At 59.8% G+C, this 26366-nt stretch carries 29 protein-coding genes; 17 read left to right on the top strand and 12 right to left on the bottom strand.

The window, feature by feature from the left end:
- The first annotated feature begins 168 nt into the window (after positions 1 to 168).
- Complete coding sequence (locus AB1J88_RS13360) at positions 169 to 1530, top strand: HlyD family type I secretion periplasmic adaptor subunit (protein ID WP_145593293.1); 1362 nt, start codon at positions 169 to 171, stop codon at positions 1528 to 1530.
- Positions 1531 to 1674: 144 nt separating this feature from the next.
- Here the strand turns inward: AB1J88_RS13360 and AB1J88_RS13365 are convergent, their stop codons facing one another.
- Together AB1J88_RS13365 and AB1J88_RS13370 are read right to left on the bottom strand one after the other, a co-directional pair.
- Positions 1675 to 2271 carry a tRNA-uridine aminocarboxypropyltransferase gene (locus tag AB1J88_RS13365; protein WP_086791944.1) on the bottom strand — a complete coding sequence of 199 codons (597 nt, stop codon included), beginning with the start codon at positions 2269 to 2271 and terminating at the stop codon, positions 1675 to 1677.
- A gap of 5 nt (positions 2272 to 2276) precedes the next feature.
- Complete coding sequence (locus AB1J88_RS13370) at positions 2277 to 3170, bottom strand: LysR family transcriptional regulator (protein ID WP_430291245.1); 894 nt, start codon at positions 3168 to 3170, stop codon at positions 2277 to 2279.
- A 358-nt stretch (positions 3171 to 3528) separates the two neighbouring features.
- Between AB1J88_RS13370 and speB the strand changes: the two genes are divergently transcribed.
- From speB to AB1J88_RS13395, 5 genes are all read left to right on the top strand, one after another.
- Positions 3529 to 4479 carry an agmatinase gene (gene speB / locus AB1J88_RS13375; protein ID WP_003222717.1) on the top strand — a complete coding sequence of 317 codons (951 nt, stop codon included), beginning with the start codon at positions 3529 to 3531 and terminating at the stop codon, positions 4477 to 4479.
- Between the two features lie 10 nt (positions 4480 to 4489).
- Complete coding sequence (locus AB1J88_RS13380; RefSeq protein ID WP_027614575.1) at positions 4490 to 4912, top strand: YybH family protein; 423 nt, start codon at positions 4490 to 4492, stop codon at positions 4910 to 4912.
- 56 nt (positions 4913 to 4968) lie between these two features.
- Positions 4969 to 6471, top strand: coding sequence for a purine-cytosine permease family protein (locus AB1J88_RS13385; protein ID WP_430291246.1), 1503 nt, complete (start codon positions 4969 to 4971; stop codon positions 6469 to 6471).
- Positions 6472 to 6627: 156 nt separating this feature from the next.
- Positions 6628 to 8007, top strand: a complete 1380-nt coding sequence (locus AB1J88_RS13390) for a sodium:solute symporter (RefSeq protein WP_041070225.1) — start codon at positions 6628 to 6630, stop codon at positions 8005 to 8007.
- A gap of 84 nt (positions 8008 to 8091) precedes the next feature.
- A complete protein-coding gene (locus tag AB1J88_RS13395; protein ID WP_430291247.1) occupies positions 8092 to 8817 on the top strand; it encodes an MBL fold metallo-hydrolase in 726 nt (241 codons plus the stop codon).
- 120 nt (positions 8818 to 8937) lie between these two features.
- On the opposite strand, the gene AB1J88_RS13400 is transcribed toward AB1J88_RS13395, so the two are convergent.
- Together AB1J88_RS13400 and ptrR are read right to left on the bottom strand one after the other, a co-directional pair.
- Entirely contained in the window at positions 8938 to 9066 is a 129-nt protein-coding gene (locus tag AB1J88_RS13400; protein ID WP_003184145.1) for a PA1414 family protein, read from the bottom strand.
- Positions 9067 to 9208: 142 nt separating this feature from the next.
- Positions 9209 to 10102: a putrescine utilization regulator PtrR gene (gene ptrR, locus AB1J88_RS13405; RefSeq protein ID WP_430291248.1), complete on the bottom strand. Its 894-nt coding sequence runs from the start codon at positions 10100 to 10102 to the stop codon at positions 9209 to 9211.
- Between the two features lie 104 nt (positions 10103 to 10206).
- Between ptrR and AB1J88_RS13410 the strand changes: the two genes are divergently transcribed.
- On the top strand, positions 10207 to 11388 hold the full coding sequence (locus tag AB1J88_RS13410; RefSeq protein WP_430291249.1) for an MFS transporter: 1182 nt from the start codon (positions 10207 to 10209) through the stop codon (positions 11386 to 11388).
- On the opposite strand, the gene AB1J88_RS13415 is transcribed toward AB1J88_RS13410, so the two are convergent.
- The 3 genes from AB1J88_RS13415 to AB1J88_RS13425 form a co-directional block, all read right to left on the bottom strand.
- Positions 11333 to 12265 (bottom strand): DMT family transporter, encoded by a 933-nt coding sequence (locus AB1J88_RS13415; RefSeq protein ID WP_086791948.1) that lies wholly within the window; start codon positions 12263 to 12265, stop codon positions 11333 to 11335. The two genes, AB1J88_RS13410 and AB1J88_RS13415, sit on opposite strands and share 56 nt — an antisense overlap.
- 241 nt (positions 12266 to 12506) lie before the next feature.
- Positions 12507 to 12911, bottom strand: coding sequence for a DUF2177 family protein (locus AB1J88_RS13420; protein WP_430291250.1), 405 nt, complete (start codon positions 12909 to 12911; stop codon positions 12507 to 12509).
- Positions 12912 to 13013: 102 nt separating this feature from the next.
- Positions 13014 to 13850: a CvfB family protein gene (locus AB1J88_RS13425; RefSeq protein ID WP_041070234.1), complete on the bottom strand. Its 837-nt coding sequence runs from the start codon at positions 13848 to 13850 to the stop codon at positions 13014 to 13016.
- Between the two features lie 350 nt (positions 13851 to 14200).
- Between AB1J88_RS13425 and AB1J88_RS13430 the strand changes: the two genes are divergently transcribed.
- From AB1J88_RS13430 to AB1J88_RS13440, 3 genes are all read left to right on the top strand, one after another.
- A complete protein-coding gene (locus tag AB1J88_RS13430) occupies positions 14201 to 14389 on the top strand; it encodes a hypothetical protein (RefSeq protein WP_016985943.1) in 189 nt (62 codons plus the stop codon).
- A gap of 206 nt (positions 14390 to 14595) precedes the next feature.
- On the top strand, positions 14596 to 15315 hold the full coding sequence (locus AB1J88_RS13435) for a TorF family putative porin (RefSeq protein WP_041070236.1): 720 nt from the start codon (positions 14596 to 14598) through the stop codon (positions 15313 to 15315).
- Positions 15316 to 15386: 71 nt separating this feature from the next.
- Complete coding sequence (locus AB1J88_RS13440) at positions 15387 to 16256, top strand: DUF6279 family lipoprotein (protein ID WP_430291251.1); 870 nt, start codon at positions 15387 to 15389, stop codon at positions 16254 to 16256.
- A 78-nt stretch (positions 16257 to 16334) separates the two neighbouring features.
- On the opposite strand, the gene AB1J88_RS13445 is transcribed toward AB1J88_RS13440, so the two are convergent.
- Positions 16335 to 16727 (bottom strand): transcriptional regulator, encoded by a 393-nt coding sequence (locus AB1J88_RS13445; RefSeq protein ID WP_145593304.1) that lies wholly within the window; start codon positions 16725 to 16727, stop codon positions 16335 to 16337.
- 188 nt (positions 16728 to 16915) lie between these two features.
- On the opposite strand from AB1J88_RS13445, the gene AB1J88_RS13450 reads away from it, so the two are divergent.
- The 3 genes from AB1J88_RS13450 to AB1J88_RS13460 all read left to right on the top strand — a co-directional run bounded on the left by AB1J88_RS13450 (position 16916) and on the right by AB1J88_RS13460 (position 18650).
- Positions 16916 to 17191, top strand: a complete 276-nt coding sequence (locus AB1J88_RS13450; RefSeq protein ID WP_097086740.1) for a hypothetical protein — start codon at positions 16916 to 16918, stop codon at positions 17189 to 17191.
- Positions 17192 to 17453: 262 nt separating this feature from the next.
- Positions 17454 to 18038 (top strand): papain-like cysteine protease family protein, encoded by a 585-nt coding sequence (locus AB1J88_RS13455; protein WP_041070244.1) that lies wholly within the window; start codon positions 17454 to 17456, stop codon positions 18036 to 18038.
- A gap of 12 nt (positions 18039 to 18050) precedes the next feature.
- Positions 18051 to 18650 (top strand): hypothetical protein, encoded by a 600-nt coding sequence (locus tag AB1J88_RS13460; protein WP_262948083.1) that lies wholly within the window; start codon positions 18051 to 18053, stop codon positions 18648 to 18650.
- 63 nt (positions 18651 to 18713) lie between these two features.
- Here the strand turns inward: AB1J88_RS13460 and AB1J88_RS13465 are convergent, their stop codons facing one another.
- The gene (locus tag AB1J88_RS13465; RefSeq protein ID WP_041070247.1) at positions 18714 to 20054 is read right to left on the bottom strand and encodes a DEAD/DEAH box helicase; all 1341 of its coding nucleotides are present in this window, start codon (positions 20052 to 20054) and stop codon (positions 18714 to 18716) included.
- Positions 20055 to 20245: 191 nt separating this feature from the next.
- On the opposite strand from AB1J88_RS13465, the gene AB1J88_RS13470 reads away from it, so the two are divergent.
- The gene (locus tag AB1J88_RS13470; RefSeq protein WP_095667225.1) at positions 20246 to 21544 is read left to right on the top strand and encodes a mechanosensitive ion channel family protein; all 1299 of its coding nucleotides are present in this window, start codon (positions 20246 to 20248) and stop codon (positions 21542 to 21544) included.
- Between the two features lie 89 nt (positions 21545 to 21633).
- Here AB1J88_RS13470 and AB1J88_RS13475 read toward each other — a convergent pair whose 3' ends face one another.
- From AB1J88_RS13475 to AB1J88_RS13485, 3 genes are all read right to left on the bottom strand, one after another.
- Positions 21634 to 22491, bottom strand: coding sequence for a carboxylate/amino acid/amine transporter (locus AB1J88_RS13475; RefSeq protein WP_086791966.1), 858 nt, complete (start codon positions 22489 to 22491; stop codon positions 21634 to 21636).
- A 343-nt stretch (positions 22492 to 22834) separates the two neighbouring features.
- Positions 22835 to 23434: an FMN-dependent NADH-azoreductase gene (locus AB1J88_RS13480; protein ID WP_182404064.1), complete on the bottom strand. Its 600-nt coding sequence runs from the start codon at positions 23432 to 23434 to the stop codon at positions 22835 to 22837.
- Positions 23435 to 23664: 230 nt separating this feature from the next.
- A complete protein-coding gene (locus AB1J88_RS13485) occupies positions 23665 to 23979 on the bottom strand; it encodes a 3-phosphoglycerate kinase (protein WP_086791968.1) in 315 nt (104 codons plus the stop codon).
- Positions 23980 to 24028: 49 nt separating this feature from the next.
- On the opposite strand from AB1J88_RS13485, the gene AB1J88_RS13490 reads away from it, so the two are divergent.
- Genes AB1J88_RS13490 through AB1J88_RS13500 form a run of 3 tightly spaced genes read left to right on the top strand, consistent with a single transcriptional unit; the run spans position 24029 to position 26331 of the window.
- Positions 24029 to 24952, top strand: a complete 924-nt coding sequence (locus tag AB1J88_RS13490; protein WP_430291252.1) for a LysR family transcriptional regulator — start codon at positions 24029 to 24031, stop codon at positions 24950 to 24952.
- A 14-nt stretch (positions 24953 to 24966) separates the two neighbouring features.
- Complete coding sequence (locus AB1J88_RS13495) at positions 24967 to 25770, top strand: alpha/beta fold hydrolase (RefSeq protein ID WP_086791970.1); 804 nt, start codon at positions 24967 to 24969, stop codon at positions 25768 to 25770.
- Positions 25771 to 25773: 3 nt separating this feature from the next.
- Positions 25774 to 26331 carry a peptidylprolyl isomerase gene (locus AB1J88_RS13500; RefSeq protein WP_041070262.1) on the top strand — a complete coding sequence of 186 codons (558 nt, stop codon included), beginning with the start codon at positions 25774 to 25776 and terminating at the stop codon, positions 26329 to 26331.
- The last annotated feature ends 35 nt before the right edge of the window (positions 26332 to 26366 follow it).

Here is a 26366-nt window from a genome sequence, read left to right on the forward strand (position 1 = left end):
CAACACCTGTGGCGAGGGGATTTATCCCCGATGGGCTGCGCAGCGGCCCCAAAGACTCTGAGGGCGCTTCGCACCCTATCGGGGATAAATCCCCTCACCACAAGTAAGTGTTCCGGGCGACGCATGGGTTGTGCGGTTTGATGTTTCTTAACTGAGGGGTATCGCCCCATGTCTGCATCTTCAGATAGCAAATCACGCGGCTACTTCGACAGTTTCGGCAAAAGCGCCGAAGCCGAGTTCATGCCGGAAACCGCCGGCGCTGCACTGCAGGATTCGCCGCGCTGGTCGCGGATCACCGTGTGGCTGGCGGCAGCGCTGTTGATCAGTGCGCTGGTCTGGGCCAAGTTCGCGGTGCTTGAAGAAGTGACCATGGGCGAAGGCAAGGCGATTCCGTCGAGCAAGGTCCAGGTGATCCAGAACCTCGAGGGCGGGATCGTCACCGAGATTTTCGTGCGTGAAGGGCAAATGGTGAACAAGGGCGACAAGTTGCTGCGCCTGGATGACACGCGTTTTCTGTCGAACAAGGGCGAGAGCGAGGCCGACCGTTATGCGTTGATGGCGCAGGTCGAACGTTTGTCGGCTGAAGCCGAAGGGCGGCCGATGAAACTCTCGGACGAAGTCGTCAGCAAGGCGCCACAAGTGGCCGAAGACGAACGTGCGTTGTACGACCAGCGCCAGCGTCGACTGGCCAGCGAACAACGCACCCTCACTGAACAGCTGCGGCAGAAAACTCAGGAACTGGCGGAGTTTCGTTCCAAGCAAGGTCAGTACAGTTCCAGCCTGGCGCTGTTGCAACAAGAGATGAACATGTCGTCGCCCCTGGTCGGAACCGGCGCCGTATCGCCAGTGGAAATCCTGCGACTCAAGCGCAGCGCGGTGGAGATTCGCGGTTCGCTGAATGCGACGACCCTGGCGATTCCTCGGGCGGAATCGGCGATCAATGAGATCAAGAGCAAGATTGACGAATCGGAACAGACCTTCCGCTCCGACGCGGCCAAAGACCTCAATCAGAAACGCACCGACCTGTCGAAAATCACCGCTTCGAGCATCGCCATCGACGACCGCGTCAGCCGCACCACCGTGACCTCGCCGGTGCACGGGGTCATCAAGCAGCTCAAGGTCAACACCATCGGCGGCGTGGTGCAGCCGGGCAGCGACATGGTCGAAATCGTGCCACTGGAGGACAACCTGCTGATCGAAGCCAAGGTGCGTCCGCAAGACGTCGCGTTCCTCCATCCGGGCCAGAAAGCCATGGTCAAGTTCAGTGCCTATGACTACACGATCTACGGCGGGCTGAGCGCAAAACTGGAACTGATCGGTGCCGACACGATTACCGATGACAAGGGCAACAGCTTCTACCTGATTCAGGTGCGCACCGATAAAAACCATTTGGGCGGCGATGTGAAACCGCTGCTGATCATCCCGGGCATGGTGGCGACGGTGGACATTATTACCGGGGAGAAAAGTGTGCTGGATTACCTGCTGAAACCGGTGCTGAAAGCGCGGACCGAGGCGATGCGCGAGCGGTAGAAGTTTCTGGATCTGGTGGTGAATTGACTGGCCTCATCGCTGGCAAGCCAGCTCCCACAGGTTCTGAGGTGCTCACAGATTTTGTGTTCGACACGGACACTGTGGGAGCTGGCTTGCCAGCGATGGGGCCAGCCCAGACATCAACTATCTGTCGCCATGATTGCGCTGAAAAACCTCCGCCCCCATCGCCGCAATCTGCCCCTCGATCAACGCCTCGAACGGCTTCAGTAACGGCGCAAACGTCATCGGCGCTTCCAGAGTTTCCAGCGCCTGCACAATCGCCTCAATCGTTGACAACGCCCCCGGCCCCGGTGCCTTGCGCAACCGGTAGCGCGACACCCCACCCTGCGCCAGCGTCACCCGCGGCAACGCCGCCAGCAGCGGGTTGAGATGAAGCATCTTGCGTGCCTTGCGCCAGGTGCCGTCCGGCACCACCAGCAACAACGGTTGATCGGATTCGCGGTAAGCCTGCAGCGGCTGCGCATCGTCAGCGGGAAACAGCAACCGCGCCTGATATCCCGGCCGATTGAGCAGCGCCGGCAGATCCTCGAATATCTCACCGACAATCAACTCGGCATTGGCCAAACCCAGCGCCGCCAACCGCGCAGTATTCAACGCATGGTTAACCTCGCTCGGATGCTGCAACAGCAGAACGCGGGTGCGGCTGTCGAGGCTCGGGATCAGCGGGCACAGGCAGTGGCTTTGTGGACGCAGGCAGCGCGGACATTGGGGTCTGGACATGGTTCTTATGCCTGATTGAGCTGAGCTTTAAGCAAATCACGGAAGGTCTGGATCAGCGGTTCGCGGCTGCGGCCCCGGCGCATGATCATCGAAAACGGCGCCTGATAACCGAAGGTCGCCGGCAGCAACACGCGCAAGTCTCCTTTGTCGGCCCAGGCCTGAGCGTAGTGCTCCGGCAGGTAGCCGATGTAGGCGCCGGACAGCACCAGAATCAGCTGTGCCTCCATACTTTCCACGGTCGCCGCGCTGTGTTTGAAACCGTGGCGCGCCAGTTCCGCCTGACTCCAATAACCACGGCCGACCATGCGTTGCTGGGTGATGACCTGCTCGGGAATCCGCCGCTCGTGGAACAACGGATGGCGGCTGCTGCAATACAGCCAGTGCTGCTCGCGGTACAGCGGCATGCACACCAGGCCGCTCATGCGCGTGGAAAACGCGCCGATGGCCAGATCGAGGCGGTTGTCCTGCACACCGAGTTGCAGTTCGTAGGGGCTCATCACCGACAAGTGCAAATGCACCGCCGGGTGCTCCTGGCTATAAGCGCCGATGGCTTCGGCGAACGGCAAGGCCTTGTCGCTGACGGTGGAGTCGATCACCCCGAGATTGAGCGTACCGCGCAGTTCGCCCTTGAGTGCAGCAGCGTATTGCTCGAAACCTTCAAGTTCGGCCAGCAGGCGCAGGGTTTCCTGATGGAACAGCTCGCCCTTGCTGGTCAGGCTGAACCCGCCCCGTCCGCGATGACACAACACCAGACCAAGCGCCGCTTCGAGCTGGCTCATGTAGGTGCTGATCGCCGAGGTCGACAGGTTGAGTTCCTGCTGCGCATTGGCAAAACCCTGATGCCGGACCACGCTGACGAAGATGCGCAATAGTTTCAGGTCGGGTAAAGCGTTGGCCATGCGGCTCTCCAAACATCTGTCGAACGCTGATGACTTTGTGGTGAGGGGATTTATCCCCGATGGGTGGCGAAGCCGCCCCAAGCCTGCAAACCGATCCATCCGGGAAGTCGCGAGCAACGAATTTACGACTGCTGCGCAGCCGAACGGGGATAAATCCCCTCGCCACAGGGGTATCGGTACGGGTTCGGGAAGTCTATCCCGGGCATCGCCATTAGTTTAGAAAAATCTGAACTAAGTTTTTGCCCGTAGCGATTCTTCCGCCGCACTACATTTCGCAGAATCGGCCCCACAGCGGCGTCCGAACCTGTGCTCGACGGTGCGCCGACATAAATAAAACAAAGACGATGAGGCCTTACCCGTGGACAAGATTCTTCACCAACCACTGGGCGGCAACGAAATGCCGCGCTTCGGCGGCATCGCCACCATGCTCCGACTCCCCCATGTACCGACCGCTGCCGGCCTGGACGCTGCCTTCGTTGGCGTGCCACTGGACATCGGTACTTCGCTGCGCCCGGGCACCCGCTTCGGGCCGCGCGACATCCGCACCGAATCGGTGATGATCCGCCCGTACAACATGGCCACCGGCGCCGCGCCGTTCGACTCGCTGTCGGTTGCCGACATCGGTGACGTGGCGATCAACACCTTCAACCTGCTCGACGCCGTGCGCATCATCGAAGAAGCCTACGACAACATCCTCGAGCACAACGTGATCCCGATGACCCTGGGTGGTGACCACACCATCACCCTGCCGATCCTGCGTGCCATCCATAAAAAGCACGGCAAGGTCGGTCTGGTGCACATCGATGCCCACGCTGACGTCAACGATCACATGTTCGGCGAGAAGATCGCCCACGGCACGACCTTCCGTCGCGCCGTCGAAGAAGGTCTTCTGGACTGCGACCGCGTGGTGCAGATTGGTCTGCGCGCGCAGGGTTACACCGCTGACGACTTCAACTGGAGCCGCGATCAGGGTTTCCGCGTGGTGCAGGCCGAAGAGTGCTGGCACAAGTCGCTGGCGCCGCTGATGGCCGAAGTGCGCGAGAAAGTCGGCGGCGGCCCGGTGTACCTGAGCTTCGACATCGACGGCATCGACCCGGCCTGGGCGCCCGGCACCGGCACCCCGGAAATCGGGGGTCTGACGACCATTCAGGCGATTGAAATCGTTCGCGGCTGTCAGGGCCTCGACCTGATCGGCTGCGATCTGGTAGAAGTCTCGCCCGCTTACGACACCACCGGCAACACCTCGCTGCTGGCCGCCAACCTGCTGTACGAAATGCTCTGCGTACTGCCTGGCGTGGTCCACCGCTGAGGGTTCGGCCATGAACGAACGTGATCAGGTGTTGAAAGCGGCTGCCGATCTGGTGTCCGCCTTCGCGCGTAACGATCGCGAAGCTTACTTCGGCGCGTTCAGCGCCGACGCAAGCTTCGTGTTTTACACCCTCGAACAGCCGCTGCTGTCGCGCGATGCCTATCAGGCGTTGTGGGACAGCTGGCGCGCCGAGGATGGCTTCGAAGTGTTGTCGTGCACTTCGAGCAACGCCTTCGTCAGCCTGCAAGGTGACGTGGCGGTGTTTATCCATGACGTGGCCACCGAGCTGCGCATGCAAGGGGAGCAACATTTCAGCCAGGAGCGCGAGACGATTGTTTTCAAGAAACAAGCGTCGAGCCTAGAACAACAAGGCCATTGGCTGGCCTGCCACGAACATTTGTCCGCAATGCCGGAAGGGCTGCCATCCCCTTAGCCAAACAGGTGACGCCTCACACACGATGAGGCGCGCCTTTATGATCGGAGCAGATCATGAATAACAACAACAACGACCAAAGCCTTACGCAAATTGAAACCCACGGGGTCGAACAGATCCCGGACCACGAACGCACCGCAGGCCCGACGGACTTGTTCCGGATGATCTTCGGTGGTTCCAATACCTTTGCCACCGCCGTGCTCGGCAGTTTCCCGGTACTGTTCGGCCTGTCGTTTCAGGCCGGTGTCTGGGCGATTGTGCTGGGCGTGCTGCTCGGCTCGCTGATCCTCGCACCGATGGGCCTGTTCGGCCCGATCAACGGCACCAACAATGCCGTTTCCTCCGGCGCGCACTTCGGCGTGCACGGGCGGATCGTCGGTTCGTTCCTGTCGCTGTTGACCGCCATCGCGTTTTTCTCGCTCTCGGTGTGGAGTTCGGGGGATGCGTTGATCGGGGGTGCGAAACGCCTGATCGGTCTGCCGGAAACCGACCTGACCCTGGGCCTGGCCTACGGTCTGTTCGCGATTCTGGTGCTGACCGTGTGCATCTACGGCTTCCGCTTTCTGCTGTGGGTGAACAAGATCGCGGTGTGGAGCGCCAGCCTGTTGTTCCTGCTGGGCATCTTCGCCTTCGCCGGTCCTTTCGACGTCAACTACGCAGGCACGGTGAACCTCGGGCAACCGGGCTTCTGGGCAGCGTTCATCGGCGCGGCGCTGGTGGCGATGAGCAACCCGATTTCCTTCGGTGCGTTCCTCGGCGACTGGTCGCGCTACATCCCCCGTGACACCTCCAAGCAGCGGATCATGGCGGCGGTGGTGCTGTCGCAGATCGCCACGTTCATTCCGTTCCTGTTCGGCCTGAGCACCGCGACCATCGTCGCGATCAAGGCGCCGGACTACATCGCGGCGAACAATTATGTGGGTGGTCTGCTGGCGGTATCGCCGAGCTGGTTCTTCCTGCCGGTGTGCCTGATTGCGGTGATCGGCGGCATGTCCACCGGTACCACCTCGCTGTATGGCACCGGGCTGGACATGTCCAGCGTGTTCCCGCGGGTGCTGTCGCGGGTCAAGGCGACGTTGCTGATCGGCGTGCTGTCGATTGCCTTCATCTTCATCGGACGCTTCGCGGCGAACCTGGTGCAGAGCGTGTCGACCTTCGCCGTGCTGATCATCACCTGCACTACCCCGTGGATGGTGATCATGATTATCGGCCTGCTGGTGCGTCGCGGCTTCTACTGCCCGGATGACCTGCAAGTGTTCACTCGCGGCGAGCAAGGCGGACGCTACTGGTTCAACCACGGCTGGAACTGGCGTGGCCTGGGTGCATGGATCCCGAGCGCGGCGGTCGGCCTGTGCTTCGTCAACCTGCCGGGGCAGTTCGTCGGCCCGCTGGGTGAAATGGCCGGTGGTATCGACATCAGCCTGCCGGTGACCCTGGGCCTGGCGTCGGTGGTGTATCTGACGCTGCTGAGCCTGTTCCCGGAACCGCGGGAGGTGTTCGGGCCCATGGATGCACGCCGCAAAGCCGCAGAAACACCTGAACTGCGCCAGGCTGCCTGATTAAACACAAAACCTTGTGGGAGCGAGCTTGCTCGCGAAAGCGATCCATCAGTCACATCACTTTTGAATGTGCCGACGCCTTCGCGAGCAAGCTCGCTCCCACAAGGAGATTCGAATTCAGCCTCACATAAAAAAGACAATCGGAGACACGCCATCATGGCTTTGGATTTATTCGTCGTCCTCATCTACGCCGCCGGCATGCTGTTGCTCGGCTACTACGGCATGCGCAAGGCCAAGACCAACGAGGACTTTCTCGTTGCCGGGCGTAACCTGGGCCCGAGCCTGTACATGGGCACCATGGCCGCGACCGTGCTCGGTGGCGCGTCCACCGTCGGCACCGTGCGTCTGGGCTATGTGCATGGCATTTCCGGCTTCTGGCTGTGCGCGGCACTGGGTTGCGGCATCGTCGCGCTGAACCTGTTCCTCGCCAAACCGCTGTTGAAACTGAAGATCTACACCGTTACCCAAGTGCTGGAAAAACGCTACAACCCGATGGCCCGCTCGGCGAGCGCGGCGATCATGCTGGCCTACGCACTGATGATCGGCGTGACCTCGATCCTGGCGATCGGCACCGTGCTGCAAGTGCTGTTCGGCCTGCCCTTCTGGATCTCGGTGCTGCTCGGCGGTGGCGTGGTGGTGATCTACTCGGCGATCGGCGGCATGTGGTCGCTGACCCTGACCGACATCGTCCAGTTCATCATCAAGACCGTGGGCCTGATGTTCATCCTGTTGCCGATCTGCCTGTACCGCGTCGGTGGCTGGGACGAACTGGTGCTGAAGCTGCCGGCAGCGGCGTTCAACTTCACCACCATCGGCTGGGACACGATCATCACCTACTTCATGATCTACTTCTTCGGCATCCTGATCGGTCAGGACATCTGGCAACGGGTGTTCACCGTCAAGACCGCCAAAGTCGCGCAGTACGCCGGCAGCATCGCCGGTATCTACTGCATCCTTTACGGGCTGGCCTGCGCGCTGATCGGCATGGCTGCGCATGTGCTGATCCCGGATCTGGACAACGTCAACAACGCCTTCGCCGCCATCGTCAAACTGTCGCTGCCGGACGGCATCCGTGGTCTGGTGATCGCTGCGGCACTGGCGGCGATGATGTCCACCGCCAGCGCCGGCCTGCTCGCCGCGGCCACCACCCTGACCGAAGACCTGCTGCCGAAACTTCGTGGCGGCAAACAGTCGAGCTTGGGCGTCAACCGCCTGTTCACGTTGCTGACCGGTGTCGTGGTACTGGGTATCGCGCTGGTGGTGAATGACGTGATCAGCGCCCTGACCCTGGCCTATAACCTGTTGGTCGGCGGCATGCTGATTCCGCTGATTGGCGCGATCTTCTGGAAACGTGCGACCACCGCCGGCGCCATCGCCAGCATGGGCCTGGGTTTCGCCACCGCGCTGCTGTTCATGTTCAAGGACGGTCTGGATGCGAACACGCCGATCTACTACAGCCTGGCTGTGGGCCTGGTGAGTTTTGTGGTGGTCAGCCTGGTCTCCCCTCGCCCGGCGACGGTGGCGAGCGCGATCTAAGCTTTACGTAACGACTTGATGCTTTCTTCGACGGGTGTGGCGTCGGTTGCCACACCCGTTTTTTTACGTCTGGAGAAATGGTTTATGAAGATCGTTTCGCGCGATCAGTGGTTTGAAGTGCAGAACCTGAGCGACGGGATTCGGCTGATCCATGAGCCGTACATCCGCCCGTTCTATCGCTGCAACCTCTGGCACATCCAGGGCCGCGACAAAGATCTGCTGCTCGACAGTGGCTCGGGACTGGTCAGCCTGCGCGAGCAGCTGCCGTGGCTCACCGAACGGCCGCTGGTGGCGGTGGCCAGTCATTGCCATTTCGACCATATCGCCGGGCATCACGAATTCGCCGAACGCCTGGTGCATCGCGCCGAGGCCGACATTCTTGCAGCACCGGACGGCGACAACGACCTGAGCCGGGCCTTCGTCGGTGACGACATGTTCGAGGCGCATCCGGACTGTCCGCTGTGCTACGCCGAATACCGGGTCAAGGCTGCGCCTGCCACCGGGTTTGTCGAGGATGGCGACGTGCTGGATCTGGGCGATCGAACCTTGCAGGTGCTGCACACGCCGGGGCATTCGCCGGGCGGCATCAGCCTGTATGAAGCGGCGACCGAAACCCTGTTCAGCGGCGACATCATCTACGACGGGCCGTTGATCGAGGACGCCTACCACTCCGATCTGCAGGATTACGCCGCCAGCCTGCGGCGCTTGCAGGCGCTGCCGATCCGCACCGTGCATGGCGGGCATTTCGGCAGTTTTTCCGGCGGGCATTTACGTTCGATGATTGACCAATGGCTGCGCGGGCACGCTTGAGGCCTGATGTTTGAGCTCCACCACAAAAGCAAAAGATCGCAGCCTTCGGCAGCTCCTACAGGAAATACATTCCCCTGGAAGCTGCCGAAGGCTGCGATCTTTTGATCTTTTATTTGAGCACTACCGCCGGCGAGGCTGACGCCGGCGCTGTTCGTCATCGGTGCGGATCGGTACGGGTTGCAGAGGCGGTTCGATCAAGCCGAGGGCAACACCCAAATCGTGCAGCCAGTTCTGAATTTTCTCTTTCATCGTCATGCCCCCTTCAGGGTAGTGCTGAGCGGCCGGAATTCTGAGGCCGCTTCGCACTGATAATAGTCCGAAGTCCTACGCAATGCTCGGCCAAATCCGCAATGATCTGTTACTGAATTGAACAGAATTACGATGGGTTGGTTCACCCCGTCCGCCGGGGTTCACTCGATGCCACGGGATAGAGCGCTTGCTGCTGTTCAATCCAGGCATTGAGGTTGGCTCCGACCATGCCCTTGCGCCACATGAGCCACGTTGTCGCACTGGCGAACGGCTCGGCCAAAGGATGCACCGCGACGCTTTCGCGCCCCGGCAGACTGGCCAGCATCGACTCCGACATCAATGCCACCCCGCTGCCGGCAATCACGCAGGCCAGCATGCCTTGATAGGACTCGATCTCCATCGCCCGGCCCATTGCCGCCTGATAGTGGACGAACCAGGCCTCCAGCCGGGCGCGGTAGGCGCAGCCATGGCGGAAGGTAAACACCGCCCTGCCCTCGACGTCCTTGGCGCTGCGGATCGGCGGATGATCGGCCTCACTGATCAGCACCAGACGCTCCTCACACACCGGCACACCGTCGATCCCGGCCAGTTGCGGCGGGCCATCCACCAGCGCCGCGTCGAGGCGCCCGGAGACCAGGCCTTCGAGTAACTCGCCGCTGGGCCCGGATTGCACTTGCAGGTTCACCGCCGGGTATTGCTTGTGATAACGCGCCAGCAACGCCGGCAAATGGATCGCCGCAGTGCTGTACAGCGTGCCGAGGACAAAATCCCCGGCCGGTTGCCCGCCCATCACTGCCGCACTGGCCTGATCGCGCAGGGCAAACAGCTTGCCGGTGTAGTCCAGCAGGACTTTTCCCGCAGGGGACAACTGCAAACGCTGACGCTCACGGACGAAAAGTTCGACGCCCAATTGCTCTTCCAGCTGTTTGAGCCGGGTCGACAGGTTGGACGGCACCCGGTGCAGACGCTCGGCGGCGCGGGTGATCGAACCTTCCTCGGCCACTGCCTGAAAGATCCGCAATTGGCTGAACTCCACAAACCTTCTCCATAACAGAACAAGTTTCTCACTATTATTCAATTTTAAAGAAAGTCAATCGGTTCTAGCCTGACGGTCATTGCTCCTCCAAAGGAATCCTGACCATGTCGCCACTGATTCGCTTATCCGCCTGTTTCATCGCCCTGATGATGGCCATGGGCATCGGGCGTTTCGCCCTCACCCCGCAACTGCCGCACCTGCTCAGCGAAGGCCAGATTGATCTGACGGCCGCCGGTCTGATTGCCGCGGCCAACTACCTCGGCTATCTGCTGGGCGCGGTGGATGCGATGTTCGCCCATCGTCCGCCGCAAGTGCAGCGGCGTTTGCATGGCGGTTTGTGGCTGTGCGTGGTGCTGACGCTGGCATCGTTCTGGGCCAACGGTTTCTGGGCGCATTTGCTGCTGCGCTTCGGCACCGGAGTGGCGAGTGCCTGGGTACTGGTGATGATTACGGCGCTGAGTCAGCCCTTGGCAGCGGCGGCAGGTCGGCCACGGCTGGGTGCGCTGGTATTTGCCGGCCCCGGACTGGGAATTTTTCTGACCGGGTTGCTGGCACTGTTCTCACATCTGCTGAACCAGACATCTGCCACGTTGTGGCTGATCTATGCCGGCGTGGCGATGCTGATGCTGCTGGGGATCGTGCGAATCCTGCCGCAACCGGGCACCCACACGCCGGTCGCCACCCTCAATGCCAGTCACTCGAATCGCGGCATCCCGCGACTGGCAATGGTGTATGCGCTGTATGGCGTGGGTTACATCATTCCGGCCACATTCCTTTCGCAAATGGCCAACGCGCAGTTTCACGGGCAATGGCAGGCCGATCTGTTCTGGCCGTGCTTCGGCCTTGGCGCGGCCATCGGCGTGTTGCTGGTGAGCCTGCGACGCCACGACCCGAACACCACACGGCACTGGCTGACCGCCACCCTGTGGTTGCAAGCGCTCGGGGTCTTTGCCTGTCTGTTGGGCAGCGGTTATGGCCTGGCGCTGGGGGTGATGTTGTGCGGCATGCCGTTCCTCGCTTGCATGCAACTGGTGATGCAACGCTCGCGGGAACTGGCGCCGCACAGCACCCAGCGCAACGCCGGGCTGCTGACGGCGTGCTTTGCCGTCGGCCAGCTCAGCGGCCCGTTGCTGGCGGCGCTGAGCAGCCATTTCAGCGGCGGCTTGCAACCGGCGCTGGTGATCGCCGGCAGCGGTCTGCTGATTGCCGGCGGGCTGGCCTTGCAGTCAGTCAGCGCTGACCGAGGGCTTGGCGCAAACGCCGACGCACCCACTGTTCAGCGCTGACAAAGGTGATGCCCAGCAACACCAGTACCGCGCCGATGACGAAGTTCACGCTCAATGCTTCACCGAGCAGCAGCACGCCGAAGGTGACGCCAAACAGCGGCGTCATGAACGAAAACACCGCCAGATTGGCCGCCAGATAGCGGCGCAGCAGCCAGAACCAGGTCAGGTAACTGAAAAACGACACCACCAGACCCTGAAACAACACGCTGGCCACCGCCACGGGGGTCAGGCTGACGTGGCTGATCTGGCCGCTGAACAACGCAATCAACAGCAGGCCAGCGAAGCCGACGATCAACTGATAGAACAGGGTCAACGTCACTGGCGCCTCTGACAGACGCGAGGCACGCACCACCACGGTGGTCGCGCCCCAGCAGGCGCCGGCAATGACCCCGAACGCGTCGCCCAGCAGCATGCGCCGGTCGAGGTTGTCCCACGACACGCCGCCGGCGAAGGCAATGGCGATACCAACGAACGCGAGCAGAATCCCCAGCCACTGCAGCGGTCGCAAGCGCTCGCTGGCCAACAGGAAATGCACGCCGAGCGCAGTGAAAATCGGCGCGGTGTAGAGGAACACCGACATGTGCGCGGCGGTGGTCAGCTGCAGACCTTCGGCGATGAAGAAGAACTCCAGACCGAACAACGCACCGGCCAGCAGTCCGCCGCGCCAGGTGTTGCTCACCTGATCCCAACCGCCCTTCCAGCACAGCAGCAGGCCCACCAGCAGCGCAGAAATCCCCGAGCGCCCGGCGGCCTGCATCACTGGCGCGATGTCCGGCGCGGCCCACTTGATCATCACTTGCTGCACGCCCCAGATCAGGCAGAGGCCGATCATCACCTGCAAGGCAAACCCATCGGCATTGCGCCGCTCGACACTCACCGCAACACCTCGAAAACACACAACATGGCAGCCGTCCACCGGTCGAAAATCTGTGTTGGGGATTATCAATCAGTCGGGCAAAAAAAGCCGTCTGAAAAAGACTTTGGATGCGTCAGTAACGTCACAGGTGAATGGTTGTCGGCTGCGCCGCCATTCGCGAGCAAGCTCGCTCCCACAGTCGACCGCACTTCCCCTTTGGGAGCGAGCTTGCTCGCGAAGGCGTCTGCCCAGACAACCAGGATTATGCAGCTGACCTCACAAATCGCTTCGCAACCAGGAAACCGACCGAGCAGGCAACAGCCGTGGCAAACGTCCCCCACGCCCAATCCAGCAAACTCACCTGCACCGACCACCCGTGCAATGTCGCCCAATTGGTCAGGTCATACGTGCCATACGCCACCAGCCCCAGCAGCGCGCCCATCTTTGCCGCCCGTTGCCAGCTCAGCGCCGGCAACACCACAAACTGCACGCAACCAAAAACGTACAGGCAATAAAAAACCGCTGCCGGAACCAGCAGCGGTTTTTCGAGCATCAGCGAACCGAGCAGCTCGCGGTAGGTGGGCGCCATCAATACGCCGAGCCAGATACCGTCGAGCAACAGAAACGCCAGCAGTGTGGCGCCATAGGCAATCAACGCTTTCTTCATCTGCAAACCCTCATGTAGGAGCTGCCGCAGGCTGCGATCTTTTGCCTTTGAAGATCGAAAGATCGCAGCCTGCGGCAGCTTCTACATGGGGCCGACGGTCACTCAGGTTAGTTCAATGCGATCAGCATGAATGACGATCTTGCCTTCCTTGTACAACGAACCGATGGCCTTCTTGAAGTTACCCTTGCTGACGCCGAACAGACTGCTGATCAATGCCGGATCGCTCTTGTCGCTGACGGCCAGCGTGCCATTGTTTTCGCGCAACTTGGCGAGGATTTTCGAGCTGAGGCTGCTCGCCGCTTCCTGACCTACCGGTTGCAGGCTGAGGCTGATCTTGCCGTCGGCGCGCACTTCCTTGATGAAACCCTTCTCGCGCATGCCGGAGCGCATGAACTTGAAGATTTCATTCTTGTGGATCAAGCCCCAATGCTTGTTGTTGATGATCGCCTTGAAGCCCATGTCGGTGGCTTCAGCCACCAGCAGATCAACTTCCTGACCGGCGCTGTAGTTGGCCGGTGTCTTGTCGAGGTAGCGATCCAGACGTGCGGTCGCGGTGATGCGGCGCGTGTGTTTATCGAGATAGACGTGCACCACGCAGTACTCGCCAGCGGTCATCTGCCGCTTTTCTTCGGAATACGGCAGCAACAGATCCTTTGGCAGGCCCCAATCGAGGAAGACACCGATGCTGTTGACTTCAACTACTTTCAGGCTGGCAAATTCACCGACCTGAACTTTTGGTTTTTCAGTGGTAGCGAGAAGTTTGTCTTCGCTGTCCAGATAAATAAATACGTTGAGCCAGTCTTCATCTTCGCTGGGAATATCTTTAGGGATATAACGGTTGGGCAAAAGAATTTCGCCGTCAGCACCGCCGTCCAGATATAAACCGAAGTTAGTGTGTTTAACCACTTGCAAACTGTTGTAACGCCCGACTAAAGCCATTTTCCAAAACCCTCATTGCGTGGCGGCATTCTACCCGGTTTTGCCGGTCTCGTTCGCCGAGCGAGCAGCCGGGCGAAGAAAATCCTCTGGGCACCTTGATTTTCCTGGGTTTGGCGCAAGCGACTCGCCATTCGTCAGGCCAGTGCGGCACCTGACGCAGCGTTTCACGGCTTACATTTTCAGTAACGAGCAATAAATGTTGTTATTTAAAACAGTGGCTTAGGCGGATATTTCGAATAATTAAGCGAGAATAATCCACCCGCACACTCAGTTATTCCCGGGGATATTTATCAAGCAATTGTCAAGTTATTCCTGTACGATGCCTGGCCGAGTTACTTTTCTACAGGTTAATGGCCGCCATGCGTGTAAAAGCATCCACCAGCAAAGCAAAGCCAGCTCCAGCCGTTGAAACCAGCGAATCGATCAATGATCAAATCGCAGCGTTCCTCAAGTCCGGCGGCGAAATCCAGCAAATTGCCAAAGGCGTCAGCGGCCAGACGTTCGGCCCGTCCAAGCAGATCAGCCTGGGCAAGAAGTAACACCCGGTAAAACACCCGTCCTGAGACGCTTTGAGCTTCGAAGCGTCTGGACAGGCACCCGCGCAACACCCTCACTTCTGTTTAATCAATCTTTTGAAAATCGACGAACGGCCATCATTGCCGAGCATTCGCCGGTATCCTTGCACGCGTCTGGATCAAGCGTTTCAGCAGGCTCAGCCCTGCACTCGCTGTTCATGGAGTGACGCATGCTCAAATCAAATTCCTGTTTATTGCTTGTGGGCCTACTGGCCTGGTCATCGGTGCACGCGCAGATTTTCCAGCGCGAGCTCGGCGACTTCGACCTCAAACTCGGCACCACGCCCAGCCGCAGCATGGCCCAAGGTCTGGTCAAGCCGGCAGCCGTCGGCTCGTTCCACGGCGGCCTCGATCTGAGCCACGACAGCGGCCTGTATGTCGGCCAATACGCGCCGAGCATGGGCCTGACCCCGGGCAAGAACCTGGAAATCGACTCCTACGTCGGCTTCAAACAACCTTTCGATCAGACCCTCGGCTACGAAGTCGGGATGATCCACTACAGCTATCCCAAGGTCGAGACCCTCGACAGTCAGGAGCTGTTCGGCGGCCTGACCCTGCTCGGCAGCCGTTTCGGTATAGCCGTCAGCAATGACCCGGACAAACAGAACAACACGCTGTTCGCCGATCTGGGTGGCAATCAGCCGTTCGGCATCGGGATCAGCATGAAATACACCACCCATCAATTGAACACGCCGGTGTCAGTGGACGGTGGTTATGTCAGCAGTTTTACCGATTGGTCGGTGAAATTTTCCCGACCGTTCATGGGCGTCGATCTCGACCTGATCTACAGCAATTCCAACCTCAGTGGCAGCGATTGCTCGGCGTATTCCGGGCACAACAGTCAGTGCGACGGACTGGTGACGCTCAAGGCCGAGCGCGCATTCTATTGATGGGCTGAACTGCCGGGAGCTTCCTGCGTTCACATGAGAATCAGACGTCAGGCTCTCGCAAGGATTCGCTCATGTCTCGCTGGTTCAAACACCTCGCCACCCTGCTGATCTTCACCCTTGCCCTCGGCGCCTGCAGCCGTGTCGGCCTGGCCTACCGCAACCTCGACGTGATCATCCCGTGGACGCTCGGCGACTACCTGGACATGAACGGCGAGCAAAAAGACTGGTTCAACGAACGTCTCAAGGAGCACCTGAACTGGCACTGCACCACGCAATTGCCGGGCTACCTCGATTGGCTGGACCGTTTGCAGAACATGGTTGAAACCAATCAGGTGACCGACGCTGCGCTGCAAGCGCGAACCGCAGAGGCCAAACAGGCCATCGCCGAAACCGCACGCCAGATCACACCGTCGGCCATCGAGTTATTGCAAGGGCTGGACGACAAACAAGTGGCGGAAATGAACGACGCGTTCGCCAAGGATCTGCGCAAACGTGAAAAGGAATACGTCAAACCGCCGCTGGCGCAACAGATTGCCGAACGCGGCGCGCGCATGGACAAACGCCTGACCGACTGGCTGGGTCCGTTGAGCGTGACTCAGGAACAACGGGTAATGGCTTGGTCGACCGCCCTGGGCGATCAGAATACCCAATGGATCGCCAACCGCGCCCACTGGCAGCAGCAGTTCAGCAATGCCGTTGCTCAGCGCAAAAGTCCGGAATTCCCACAACGAATCGAGACACTTCTGGTCAACCGCGAGCGTTTATGGACAGCGGATTACCAAAAAGCCTACGCCAACACCGAAGCGCAGGCGCGTTCGCTGGCGGTGGATCTGATGGCCGAGAGTACGCCGCAGCAGCGTCAGCGGTTGCTCAAGAAAATCGAGGGTGTGCGTAAGGACTTCAATGATTTGAAGTGTCTGAAGGCAGTAAAGCAGGAATAGAAGATCAAAAGATCGCAGCCTTCGGCAGCTCCTACAGGGTTATGTGTAGGAGCTGCCGAAGGCTGCGATCTTTTGTTTTCAGGCAATTTGCGCTTTAGAAGCCACCTCATCAAACGTCGCCTCATCCAGCGCATCCACCTGCTCATCCAGCACTTGCCGTGGATGGTCATTGCCGGGAATGCTGCTGTCGATCAGGCTCAACAAGCTGGAACCCCGCGGGGTCAGTATGAAATTGTTACCTGTGCTGCCCTCATGATCCGGACGCGGTTCGATGAACCCACGGTCCAGCAGTAACTTCTCGTACTCGCAGGCCACCGTTTTCAGGTGATCCAGATTCTCGATCGGCTCGCCCGCACTGGCTTTCTCTGCTGCGTAGTCCTCGGCATATTTTCGCGGCGCGAAACTTTCGCCTGCACTGTTCTGCACTTCATGCAGCAAGCGTTCAATCAAATCCCAGTTATAAGTCGTCATCCTGATTCAACCTCCGGTGCGCGTGATTTGGGGCACTGTCATAGGTTGTGACCCGGACACACCGCAGCCGTTCAGCTGCATTTTCCGCAGCGAGCGACCGACATGCTGTTTGCGACAACTCTGAACTTTTCGTCGCATCCAGGCCTCCACCCAATAACCCGCCTTAACCGGAACGGAGGCCTGCCCCCATGAAAACCCTGCTCAAGCTCACCCTCGCCGCCACCCTAGCCTGCGCCCTGCCGGTCTGGGCCTGTACCCCAGAAGAGGCCACCGCCAAACGCGAACAACTGGCCAAGGAAGTGGCCAAGCTCACCGAACAGAATCCGGCCAAGGCCAAGGAAATCAATGCCGAGTTGCAGAAGATGGACTTGGGCACGGCCAGTGCAGATTTGCCGGACAAGTGCCAGTTGATTGATCAGCGCTTGAAGGAACTGGACTCGGCTGAGAAAAAAGCCGACAGCTAAAAGCAAGATCAAAAGATCGCAGCCTGCGGCGGCTCCTACATCGAACCCTGTAGGAGCTGCCGCAGGCTGCGATCTTTTGCTCCTGAAAATGCATTTATGCATTTATTTTCTTGCACAAACGCATATGCAGACTAAGGTTACATCGAGCAAGGAGATCGGCACCGTTCATCGCAGATGAAAACCGTTAACTACCGATCGCTCGGCAATACCGCAACACCACCACAAGCTGGACGCTTGTTTTCATTCATGGAGGACTGAAAAAATGTTAACCACTCAAGCCACATCATTCACCGGCGAGAGCCTGCCAAGGTGCCTTGTCGGCCATCTGCTCGACCCGCAACTGGTCGAGGTTCAAGCCACTGCACAAACCGCCGCACTGGCCGCTGCCAGCCTCAACTTCAGCATGCAGAAACAGACTCAGACCAACTGGTGCTGGGCCGCGGTTTCCGCTTCGGTCGGCAACTATTACGGCACTGGAAACTGGACCCAGTGCGGCGTCGCCAGCACCCAACTGGATCGCAATTGCTGCAGCCAGCCAGGCCCGTGCAACGTCTACGGCTATCTGGATTCAGCCCTGCAAACCACCCGCAGCTACAACGGCATGAATCAGGGTTCGCTGCAGATGTCGGCCATTCAGAACCAGATCAACATGGGCCGCCCGGTCGGCCTGCGCTGTGCCTGGTACGGTGGCGGTGCGCACTTCCTGGCAATCTACGGCACCAACGGCAACTATGTGCTGGTTGCCGACTCGATCTACGGTTATTCGACCCGCGCGCTGAACTCATTCCCGGGTTCGTACAACGGCGGCGGCAACTGGACTCACACTTACTTCACCGCAAAAAACTAGGAGGGCGACATCATGCAACTGACTTATCCAAAGGCGCCTTCCAACGGCGTACAGACGTTGCGTCCGGTGCTGCAAGCCGCGCTGCAAAACCAGGGCTTCGGCATCAACCGCCAGTTCGCCAACGCGACACCGGCCAAAGTCAGCCTCAGCGAAGCCTATCGCGGCTACTCGCTGACACTCGACGATCTGAGCCAGGGCAAGGGTTTGAAAGACGCACGCATCGGTGACTGGCATTACCTGGTGTTTGCCGACGGCGTCAGCATTGCCGATGCGCAACTGGCCGAGGTGCGTGGCCATGTCGAGTTCGCTTCGCTGAACCACGGCACCCGGGCCGCCGACACCGTGGGCGCGTTGAAACTGGCGGAACAGGCGCCGCAATTGCAAGGCAAAAGCGTTGAACTGCGCGTGCTGTTTGTCTCGGCGCTGCACGTCGTGGCGATCTGGCTGCATGCGGACGGTGAGGATGTGCTGATCCCGATTGAGCCGACGCCAAAAGAGCTGGGCGACTCGCGGCTGTACAGCGAAGCCGCGCTGCTCGCGCTGCTCAAACCGGCGGCAGATCGCGCCAGACAGCGCTTTGACGCGGACACCAGCGGACAGTTGGGGAACTGACAGACCCTGCGCATAAAAAAACCCGGACACTGTCCGGGTTTTTTATTGGCCATTTGTGGCGACTTATTCAGCCGCAGGCTCGGCCGGCTTGCGGCGCTTGAGCGGGGCCATGCCGTCGCTGCTCACCAGCGAATCCGGCTTCGGCCGATTGGCGCTCTTGCGCTTGGTCGGGGTCTTGGCGGCGGTTTTCTTCTTGTCGCCCTTGGCGTCGGTCTTTTTCTTCTTCACGCCGACGGCTTTGCCCGAGGCCTTGACCTTTTTCGGCCCACCGTAGGTGCCTTTGACTTCCTTGATGGTGCGGCGCTCGAAGCTCTGCTTCAGGTAGCGCTCGATGCTCGACATCAGGTTCCAGTCACCGTGGCAGATCAGCGAGATCGCCAGACCGTCGTTGCCTGCGCGGCCGGTACGACCGATGCGGTGCACGTATTCGTCGCCGCTGCGTGGCATGTCGAAGTTGATCACCAGATCCAGGCCATCAACGTCCAGACCACGGGCCGCGACGTCGGTAGCGACCAGAATCTTCACGCCGCCCTGCTTCAGACGATCGATCGCCAGTTTACGATCCTTCTGGTCTTTCTCGCCGTGCAGCACGAACGCCTTGTATTCCTGAGCCACGAGGCGGCCGTAGATGCGGTCGGCCATGGCGCGGGTGTTGGTGAAGACGATGGCCTTCTGGTAGGTCTCGTTGGCCAGCAGCCAGTTCACAATCTGCTCTTTGTGCTGGTTGTGGTCGGCGGTGATGATCTGCTGACGGGTGGTCGAGTTCAGCTGGCTGACCGCGTTGAGCTGCAGGTGCTCAGGATTGTTCAGCACCTTGGCGATCATCTCGCGCAGGCCGGAACCGCCGGTGGTGGCGGAGAACAGCATGGTCTGCTGACGGTTCGGGCATTCGTCGACCAGACGCTGCACGTCCTCGGCGAAACCCATGTCGAGCATGCGGTCGGCCTCGTCGAGCACCAGCACTTCGACTTCCTTGAGGTCGAGGTTGCCGGCGTTGAGCTGCTCGATCATCCGGCCCGGGGTGCCGATCAGGATGTCCGGCACCTTGCGCAGCATGGCGGCCTGGACCTTGAAGTCTTCGCCGCCGGTGATCAGGCCGGACTTGATGAAAGTGAACTGCGAGAAGCGCTCGACTTCTTTCAAAGTCTGCTGGGCCAGCTCGCGGGTCGGCAGCAGGATCAGGGTCTTGATGCTGACGCGGATCTTCGCCGGGCCGATCAGGCGGTTGAGGATCGGCAGGACAAAAGCGGCGGTCTTGCCACTACCGGTTTGCGCCGTCACCCGCAGGTCACGCCCCTGGAGCGCCAGCGGAATGGCCGCTGCTTGCACAGGCGTTGGCTCGACAAATTTCAGCTCGGCCACGGCTTTGAGCAGGCGTTCGTGCAGGGCGAATTGGGAAAACACGGGTGCTACCTCGAAGATATGCAAAAAAACAGCTGCATAGGTTACCGGTTTCGAGCGCTCAGGCCGAGTTTCTTTATACAAACGGGCGTAATCAGTGGCTTTTTTGTTGCTCGATTTGTCTCCAACGGTAATACACAGCGTCTTAAATGCTCTAATCGCCCATCGCGTCTTACAGAAGAATCGTTGCTCACATGGATTTCAAACAGCTCTGGCTCAACGCCCAAGACCTCTGGGGTGCCCTCGAAAAGCACCCGTTCCTGCAATCCGGCCTGGCGCTGATGCTGCTATTGGTGATCGCGCTGATCCTCGGACGAGTGGCGCGCTATCTGATCCTGCACGCCAGCCGCATGCTCGGGCGCCAGCCGGCGCTGCACTGGATCAACGACTTTCGCCACAACAAGGTGTTTCAGCGTCTGGCGCAGATGACGCCATCGCTGGTAATCCAGTTCGGTCTGCACCTGGTGCCGGAACTGAGCAAAACCGCGATGACCTTCCTCGGCAACGTGGCGCTGTCCTTCACCATCCTGTTCCTGCTGCTATCGGTCAGCGCCCTGCTCAATGCGTTGCTGGACATCTATGCGCGCACCGAACACGCGCGCACCCGCTCGATCAAGGGCTATGTGCAACTGGCGAAAATGGTCTTGTACGTGTTTGGTGCGATCATCATCGTCGCCACCCTGATCGACCGTTCGCCGTTGCTGCTGCTGTCCGGTCTGGGTGCGATGTCGGCGGTGATTCTGTTGGTCTACAAGGACACCCTGCTGTCGTTCGTCGCCAGCGTACAGCTGACCAGCAACGACATGCTGCGGGTCGGCGACTGGATCGAAATGCCGCAAGTCGGCGCCGATGGCGACGTGGTCGACATCACCTTGCACACGGTCAAGGTGCAGAATTTCGACAAGACCATCGTCTCGATCCCGACCTGGCGCCTGATGTCCGAATCGTTCCGCAACTGGCGCGGCATGCAGCAGTCCGGTGGACGACGGATCAAGCGCAGCCTGTTCATCGACGCCAGCGGCGTGCGCTTCATCCGCGACGATGAAGAAGAAAAGCTCTCCCAGGTGCACCTGCTGACCGCCTACATGGGCCGCAAGAAAGCCGAACTCAAAGCGTGGAACGAGGCGCAGGGTAATGTAGCGGCAATGGCGGCCAACCGTCGGCGCATGACCAACATCGGCACCTTCCGCGCTTATGCACTGGCCTACCTGAAAAGCCATCCCGAGATCCAGCCGAACATGACCTGCATGGTGCGCCAGATGCAGACCACGGCGCAGGGCATTCCGCTGGAAATCTACTGCTTCACGACAACCACGGTGTGGGCCGATTACGAGCGGATTCAGGGGGATATTTTCGATTATCTGCTGGCGGTGCTGCCGGAGTTTGGCTTGAGCCTGTATCAGCAGCCGAGTGGCGGAGATTTGCGTTCGGGGTTGTTGCCGGCGGTGCTGGGTTCGGCGCACATTGCGGAACCGCAAAAACACCTCATGTAACCCACAATTCATGTAGGAGCTGCCGAAGGCTGCGATCTTTTGATTTTAAAGATTAAAAGATCGCAGCCTTCGGCAGCTCCTACACCGGGTCATGCGGTGCGGCGGATACCCAACCGGCTGATCCATACGGCCGCCAGGATGACACTCCCGCCAAGCAACAGCCTTCCCAGTTCCTCATGCTGATTCCAGATCAGCAGATTCAGCAGCAGCCCCACCGGCACATGCAGGTTGTTCATCACCGCCAGCGTGCCACCGTTGACCATGCACGCGCCCTTGTTCCACCAGTACATGCCCAGCGCGGTGGAGACCAGGCCGAGAAACAGCAACACACCCCACTGCAGCGGTGCTTCGGGCAGGAAGTTGGCTTTGCCGAACAGCAGAAACGCCGGCAACACCACCGCCAGTGCGCCGAGGTAGAAGAAGCCGAAACGCCGGTAATGCGGCAGGTCGCTCGGGTGTTTCGCCACCAGATGCTTGTACAGCACCTGGCCGGCGGCGTAGGTGAAGTTCGCCAGTTGCAGCAACAGGAAACCCATGAAGAAATCCGGGTTGATCCGATCAAAACGAATCACTGCCGCACCGCCCACCGCTACCAATGCAGCGACCAGCGCCCATGGATTGAAGCGTCGGTTCAACGCATCTTCGATCAACGTCACATGCAACGGTGTGAGGATGGTGAACAGCAGCACCTCCGGCACCGTCAATACGCGAAAGCTCAGGTACAGGCAGACGTAGGTGATGCCGAACTGCAACGCGCCGATCAGCAGCATGCCGCGCATGAACGAAGGTTCCACCGAACGCCAGCGGGTCAGCGGGATGAACACCAGCCCGGCCAGCACCACACGCACCAGTACCGCGAAGTAGCTGTCGACGTGCCCGGCGAGATATTCGCCGATCAGACTGAAGGAAAACGCCTGGATCAGCGTGACAAAAAGTAGATAGCCCATGGTCGCCTCTGTTTCGAATGGCGGCGACGATAGCGGTTTTTACGCCAGACCGCGAACCTCAGGCAACACTGAACCCTGTGGGAGCGAGCTTGCTCGCGAAGGCATCGTGTCAGTCGACGAATATTTGACTGACACACCGCCTTCGCGAGCAAGCCCGCTCCCACAGGGGTTACACGTTGCTCAGATAATCTCAGGCAAAAAAAAGCCCGATTTCGCTAAAGCGTTCAATCGGGCTACAGCACTCAGGAGCAACAAGTGCAAAGGGAGGTTCGATGCGCGTAGAGCCTTGAAGGGGTTGCGCCAGGTCACTTAAACAAGCGGCGATTATCTGGCGATTAACCTATCAAGCGACTTGGGACAGTTTGGCGTTGGCCTGATTCAAGCCCTTCTCCTGGAAGTCGCCGCCCAGGTTCATGCCTTCGGCGTGAATGAAGGTCACGTCGTGGATGCCGATGAAACCCATGACCTGACGCAGGTACGGTTCCTGGTGGTCGGCCGGGCCGCCGGCGTAGATCCCGCCGCGAGCGGTGAGCACGTAGGCACGTTTGCCGCTGAGCAGGCCTTGCGGGCCGGTTTCGGTGTACTTGAAGGTCACACCGGCACGCAGCACGTGGTCGAGCCAGGCTTTCAGAGTGCTCGGGATCGCGAAGTTGTACATCGGCGCTGCCATCACCAATACGTCGGCGGCCAGCAACTCTTCGGTCAATTCGTTGGAGCGATCCAGCGACGATTGTTCGTCGGCGTTGCGCTGTTCGGCAGACTTCATCCAGCCACCCAGCAGATTGGCGTCCAGGTGGGGTACCGGGTTCACGGCGAGGTCACGCACGGTGATCTGATCGTTGGGGTGCGCGGATTTCCACTGACCGATGAAGGTCTGGGTCAGTTGACGGGAAACCGAGTCTTGCTGGCGGGCGCTGCTTTCGATGATCAGAACGCGGGACATGGTGTGTAGTCTCCATCCGAGAATGTTGTAGGTCGATGGAGTGAAGGTTAAACAGGGTTGTATCGATGAAAAAGCGCAAATAATTGCTGCAAAGCATCGAATAATTCGTTTAGATGCACTTGCCCCTGTGGGAGCGAGCTTGCTCGCGAAAGCGGTGTGTCATTCAACAATGATGTCGACTGAAACGGCCACTTCGCGAGCAAGCTCGCTCCCACAAGGGATTGACGCCGTTATTTCGGGCTGCAACTCAGTTCAATGCGCAGCCTGATGATCTCGCGAGAGAACTTGGCCGTGGCGTTCGTATGCTTGCGGGCCGGGACTTCGATGTTGCGCGTACGTGGCGCTTCCGGGCCATTGTTGAAAACGGCTTTGCAGACGGCATCGACATCACCGAAGTTGACCACTTTTATGGAGCCGATGTCCTTGTCGGTGTCATAGGTTTCGTAGTCGATCTTCAAGCCATTGAGGTTCTTCTGCACATCGATCGGGTAAGCAAACGCAGTCAGCGGCAGCAACGCGAGCACCACACAACAGAATTTTTTCATTCGCCAGTCTCCATGAGGGACGGCCAGCTTAGGACAAGAGGAGCTATTGATGAAAGCGCCCCGCGTGACCCTTGATCAATGGCGAACATTGCAGGCCGTGGTCGATCACGGCGGCTTCGCCCAAGCCGCCGAGGCACTGCACCGTTCGCAATCATCGGTGAGTTACACCGTCGCCCGCATGCAGGACCAGCTCGGCGTGCCCTTGCTGCGCATTGACGGGCGTAAGGCGGTGCTCACCGAAGCCGGTGGCGTACTGTTGCGCCGCTCGCGGCAACTGGTGAAACAGGCCAGCCAACTGGAAGATCTCGCCCACCACATGGAGCAAGGTTGGGAGGCCGAGGTGCGGCTGGTGGTCGATGCGGCCTACCCGAGCGCACGTATCGTCCGGGCGCTGACCGCGTTCATGCCGCAAAGTCGTGGCTGCCGCGTGCGGCTGCGCGAGGAGGTATTGTCGGGGGTCGAAGAAGTGCTGCTGGAAGGCGTCGCCGATCTGGCGATCACCGGTCTGAGCATTCCCGGCTACCTCGGTGCGGAATTGAGCGATGTCGAGTTTGTTGCCGTCGCCCACCCGGACCACGCCTTGCATCGGCTCAATCGCGAACTGAGCTTCCAGGATCTGGAAACCCAGATGCAGGTGGTGATTCGCGACTCCGGGCGCCAGCAGCCACGCGACGTCGGCTGGCTGGGTGCCGAACAGCGCTGGACGGTCGGCAGCCTTGCCACTGCCGCAACGTTCGTCAGCAGCGGCCTGGGTTTCGCCTGGTTGCCCCGACACATGATCGAACGTGAATTGAAGGAAGGCACGCTCAAGCTGCTACCGTTGGTTCAGGGCGGCAGCCGCAACCCGAGTTTCTATCTGTACTCGAACAAGGACAAACCGCTGGGCCCGGCGACACAAATCCTCATCGAACTGCTGCGTACCTTCGACACCTTGCCGCTGGACGCACCGTTCGCCGCCCCCGGACAAGCCTGACACGGAGTTCACCGATGGCGTATTTCGAGCACGAAGGTTGCAACCTGCACTACGAGGAATATGGCCACGGTACGCCGTTGCTGCTGGTTCACGGGCTCGGCTCAAGCACCCTGGACTGGGAAATGCAGATTCCGGCACTGTCGGCGCATTACCGGGTGATCGTCCCGGACATACGCGGTCACGGTCGCTCGGACAAACCCCGCGAGCGCTACAGCATCGCCGGTTTCAGCGCTGACCTGCTGGCGTTGCTCGACCACTTGCACCTCGGTCCGGTGCATTACGTCGGCCTGTCGATGGGCGGGATGATCGGCTTTCAGTTCGGCGTCGATCAGCCGCAAAGGCTCAAAAGCCTGACCATCGTCAACAGCGCCCCCGAAGTCAAACTCCGCAGCCGCGACGATTACTGGCAGTGGTTCAAACGCTGGAGCCTGATGCGTGTGCTAAGCCTGGGAACCATCGGCAAGGCGCTGGGCGGCAAACTTTTTCCGAAACCGGAACAGGCTGATTTGCGGCAGAAAATGTCCGAACGCTGGGCAAAAAACGACAAACGTGCTTATCTCGCCAGCTTCGATGCGATTGTTGGCTGGGGCGTTCAGGAACGACTTTCCCGGGTGACCTGTCCAACCCTCATCGTCACTGCCGACCGTGACTACACACCGGTGGCGCTGAAAGAAACCTATGTAAAACTGCTGCCCGATGCGCGGCTGGTGGTCATCGCCGATTCGCGCCACGCCACCCCGCTCGATCAACCCGACCGCTTCAATCAAACGCTGCTGGAGTTTCTCGCCGCAGCCGACATTCAATCTCAGGATCACTGACCCATGCTGAAAAAACTCGCCCTCGCCGCCGGCACCGTGCTGTTCGCTGCCAACCTGATGGCTGCCACCCCGGCCAAAGCGCCGCACGTGCTGCTGGACACCACCAACGGCCAGATCGAAATCGAACTGGACCCGGTCAAGGCGCCGATCAGTACCAAAAACTTTCTGGATTACGTCAACAGCGGCTTTTACACCAACACCATTTTCCACCGCGTGATCCCGGGCTTCATGGCTCAGGGCGGCGGTTTCACGCCACAGATGCAGCAGAAAGAAACCAAGGCGCCGATCAAGAACGAACACAAAAACGGTCTGGCCAACGTTCGCGGCACCTTGTCCATGGCGCGCACCTCCGTACCTGATTCGGCGACCAGCCAGTTCTTCATCAACGTCAAGGACAACGACTTCCTCGACCAGGGTGATGGCTACGCCGTATTCGGCAAAGTGGTCAAAGGCATGGACGTGGTCGACATCATCGTCAACTCGCCAACCACCACCAAACAGGGCATGCAAAACGTGCCTTCCGACCCTGTGATCATCAAGTCGGCCAAAGTCATCGACTAAGCTGTACAGGGCGTTTCGAGCGGCGCTGGCCTGAA

It is taken from the genome of Pseudomonas sp. S8, assembly GCF_050473925.1.
Classification (GTDB): Bacteria; Pseudomonadota; Gammaproteobacteria; order Pseudomonadales; family Pseudomonadaceae; genus Aquipseudomonas; species Aquipseudomonas parakoreensis.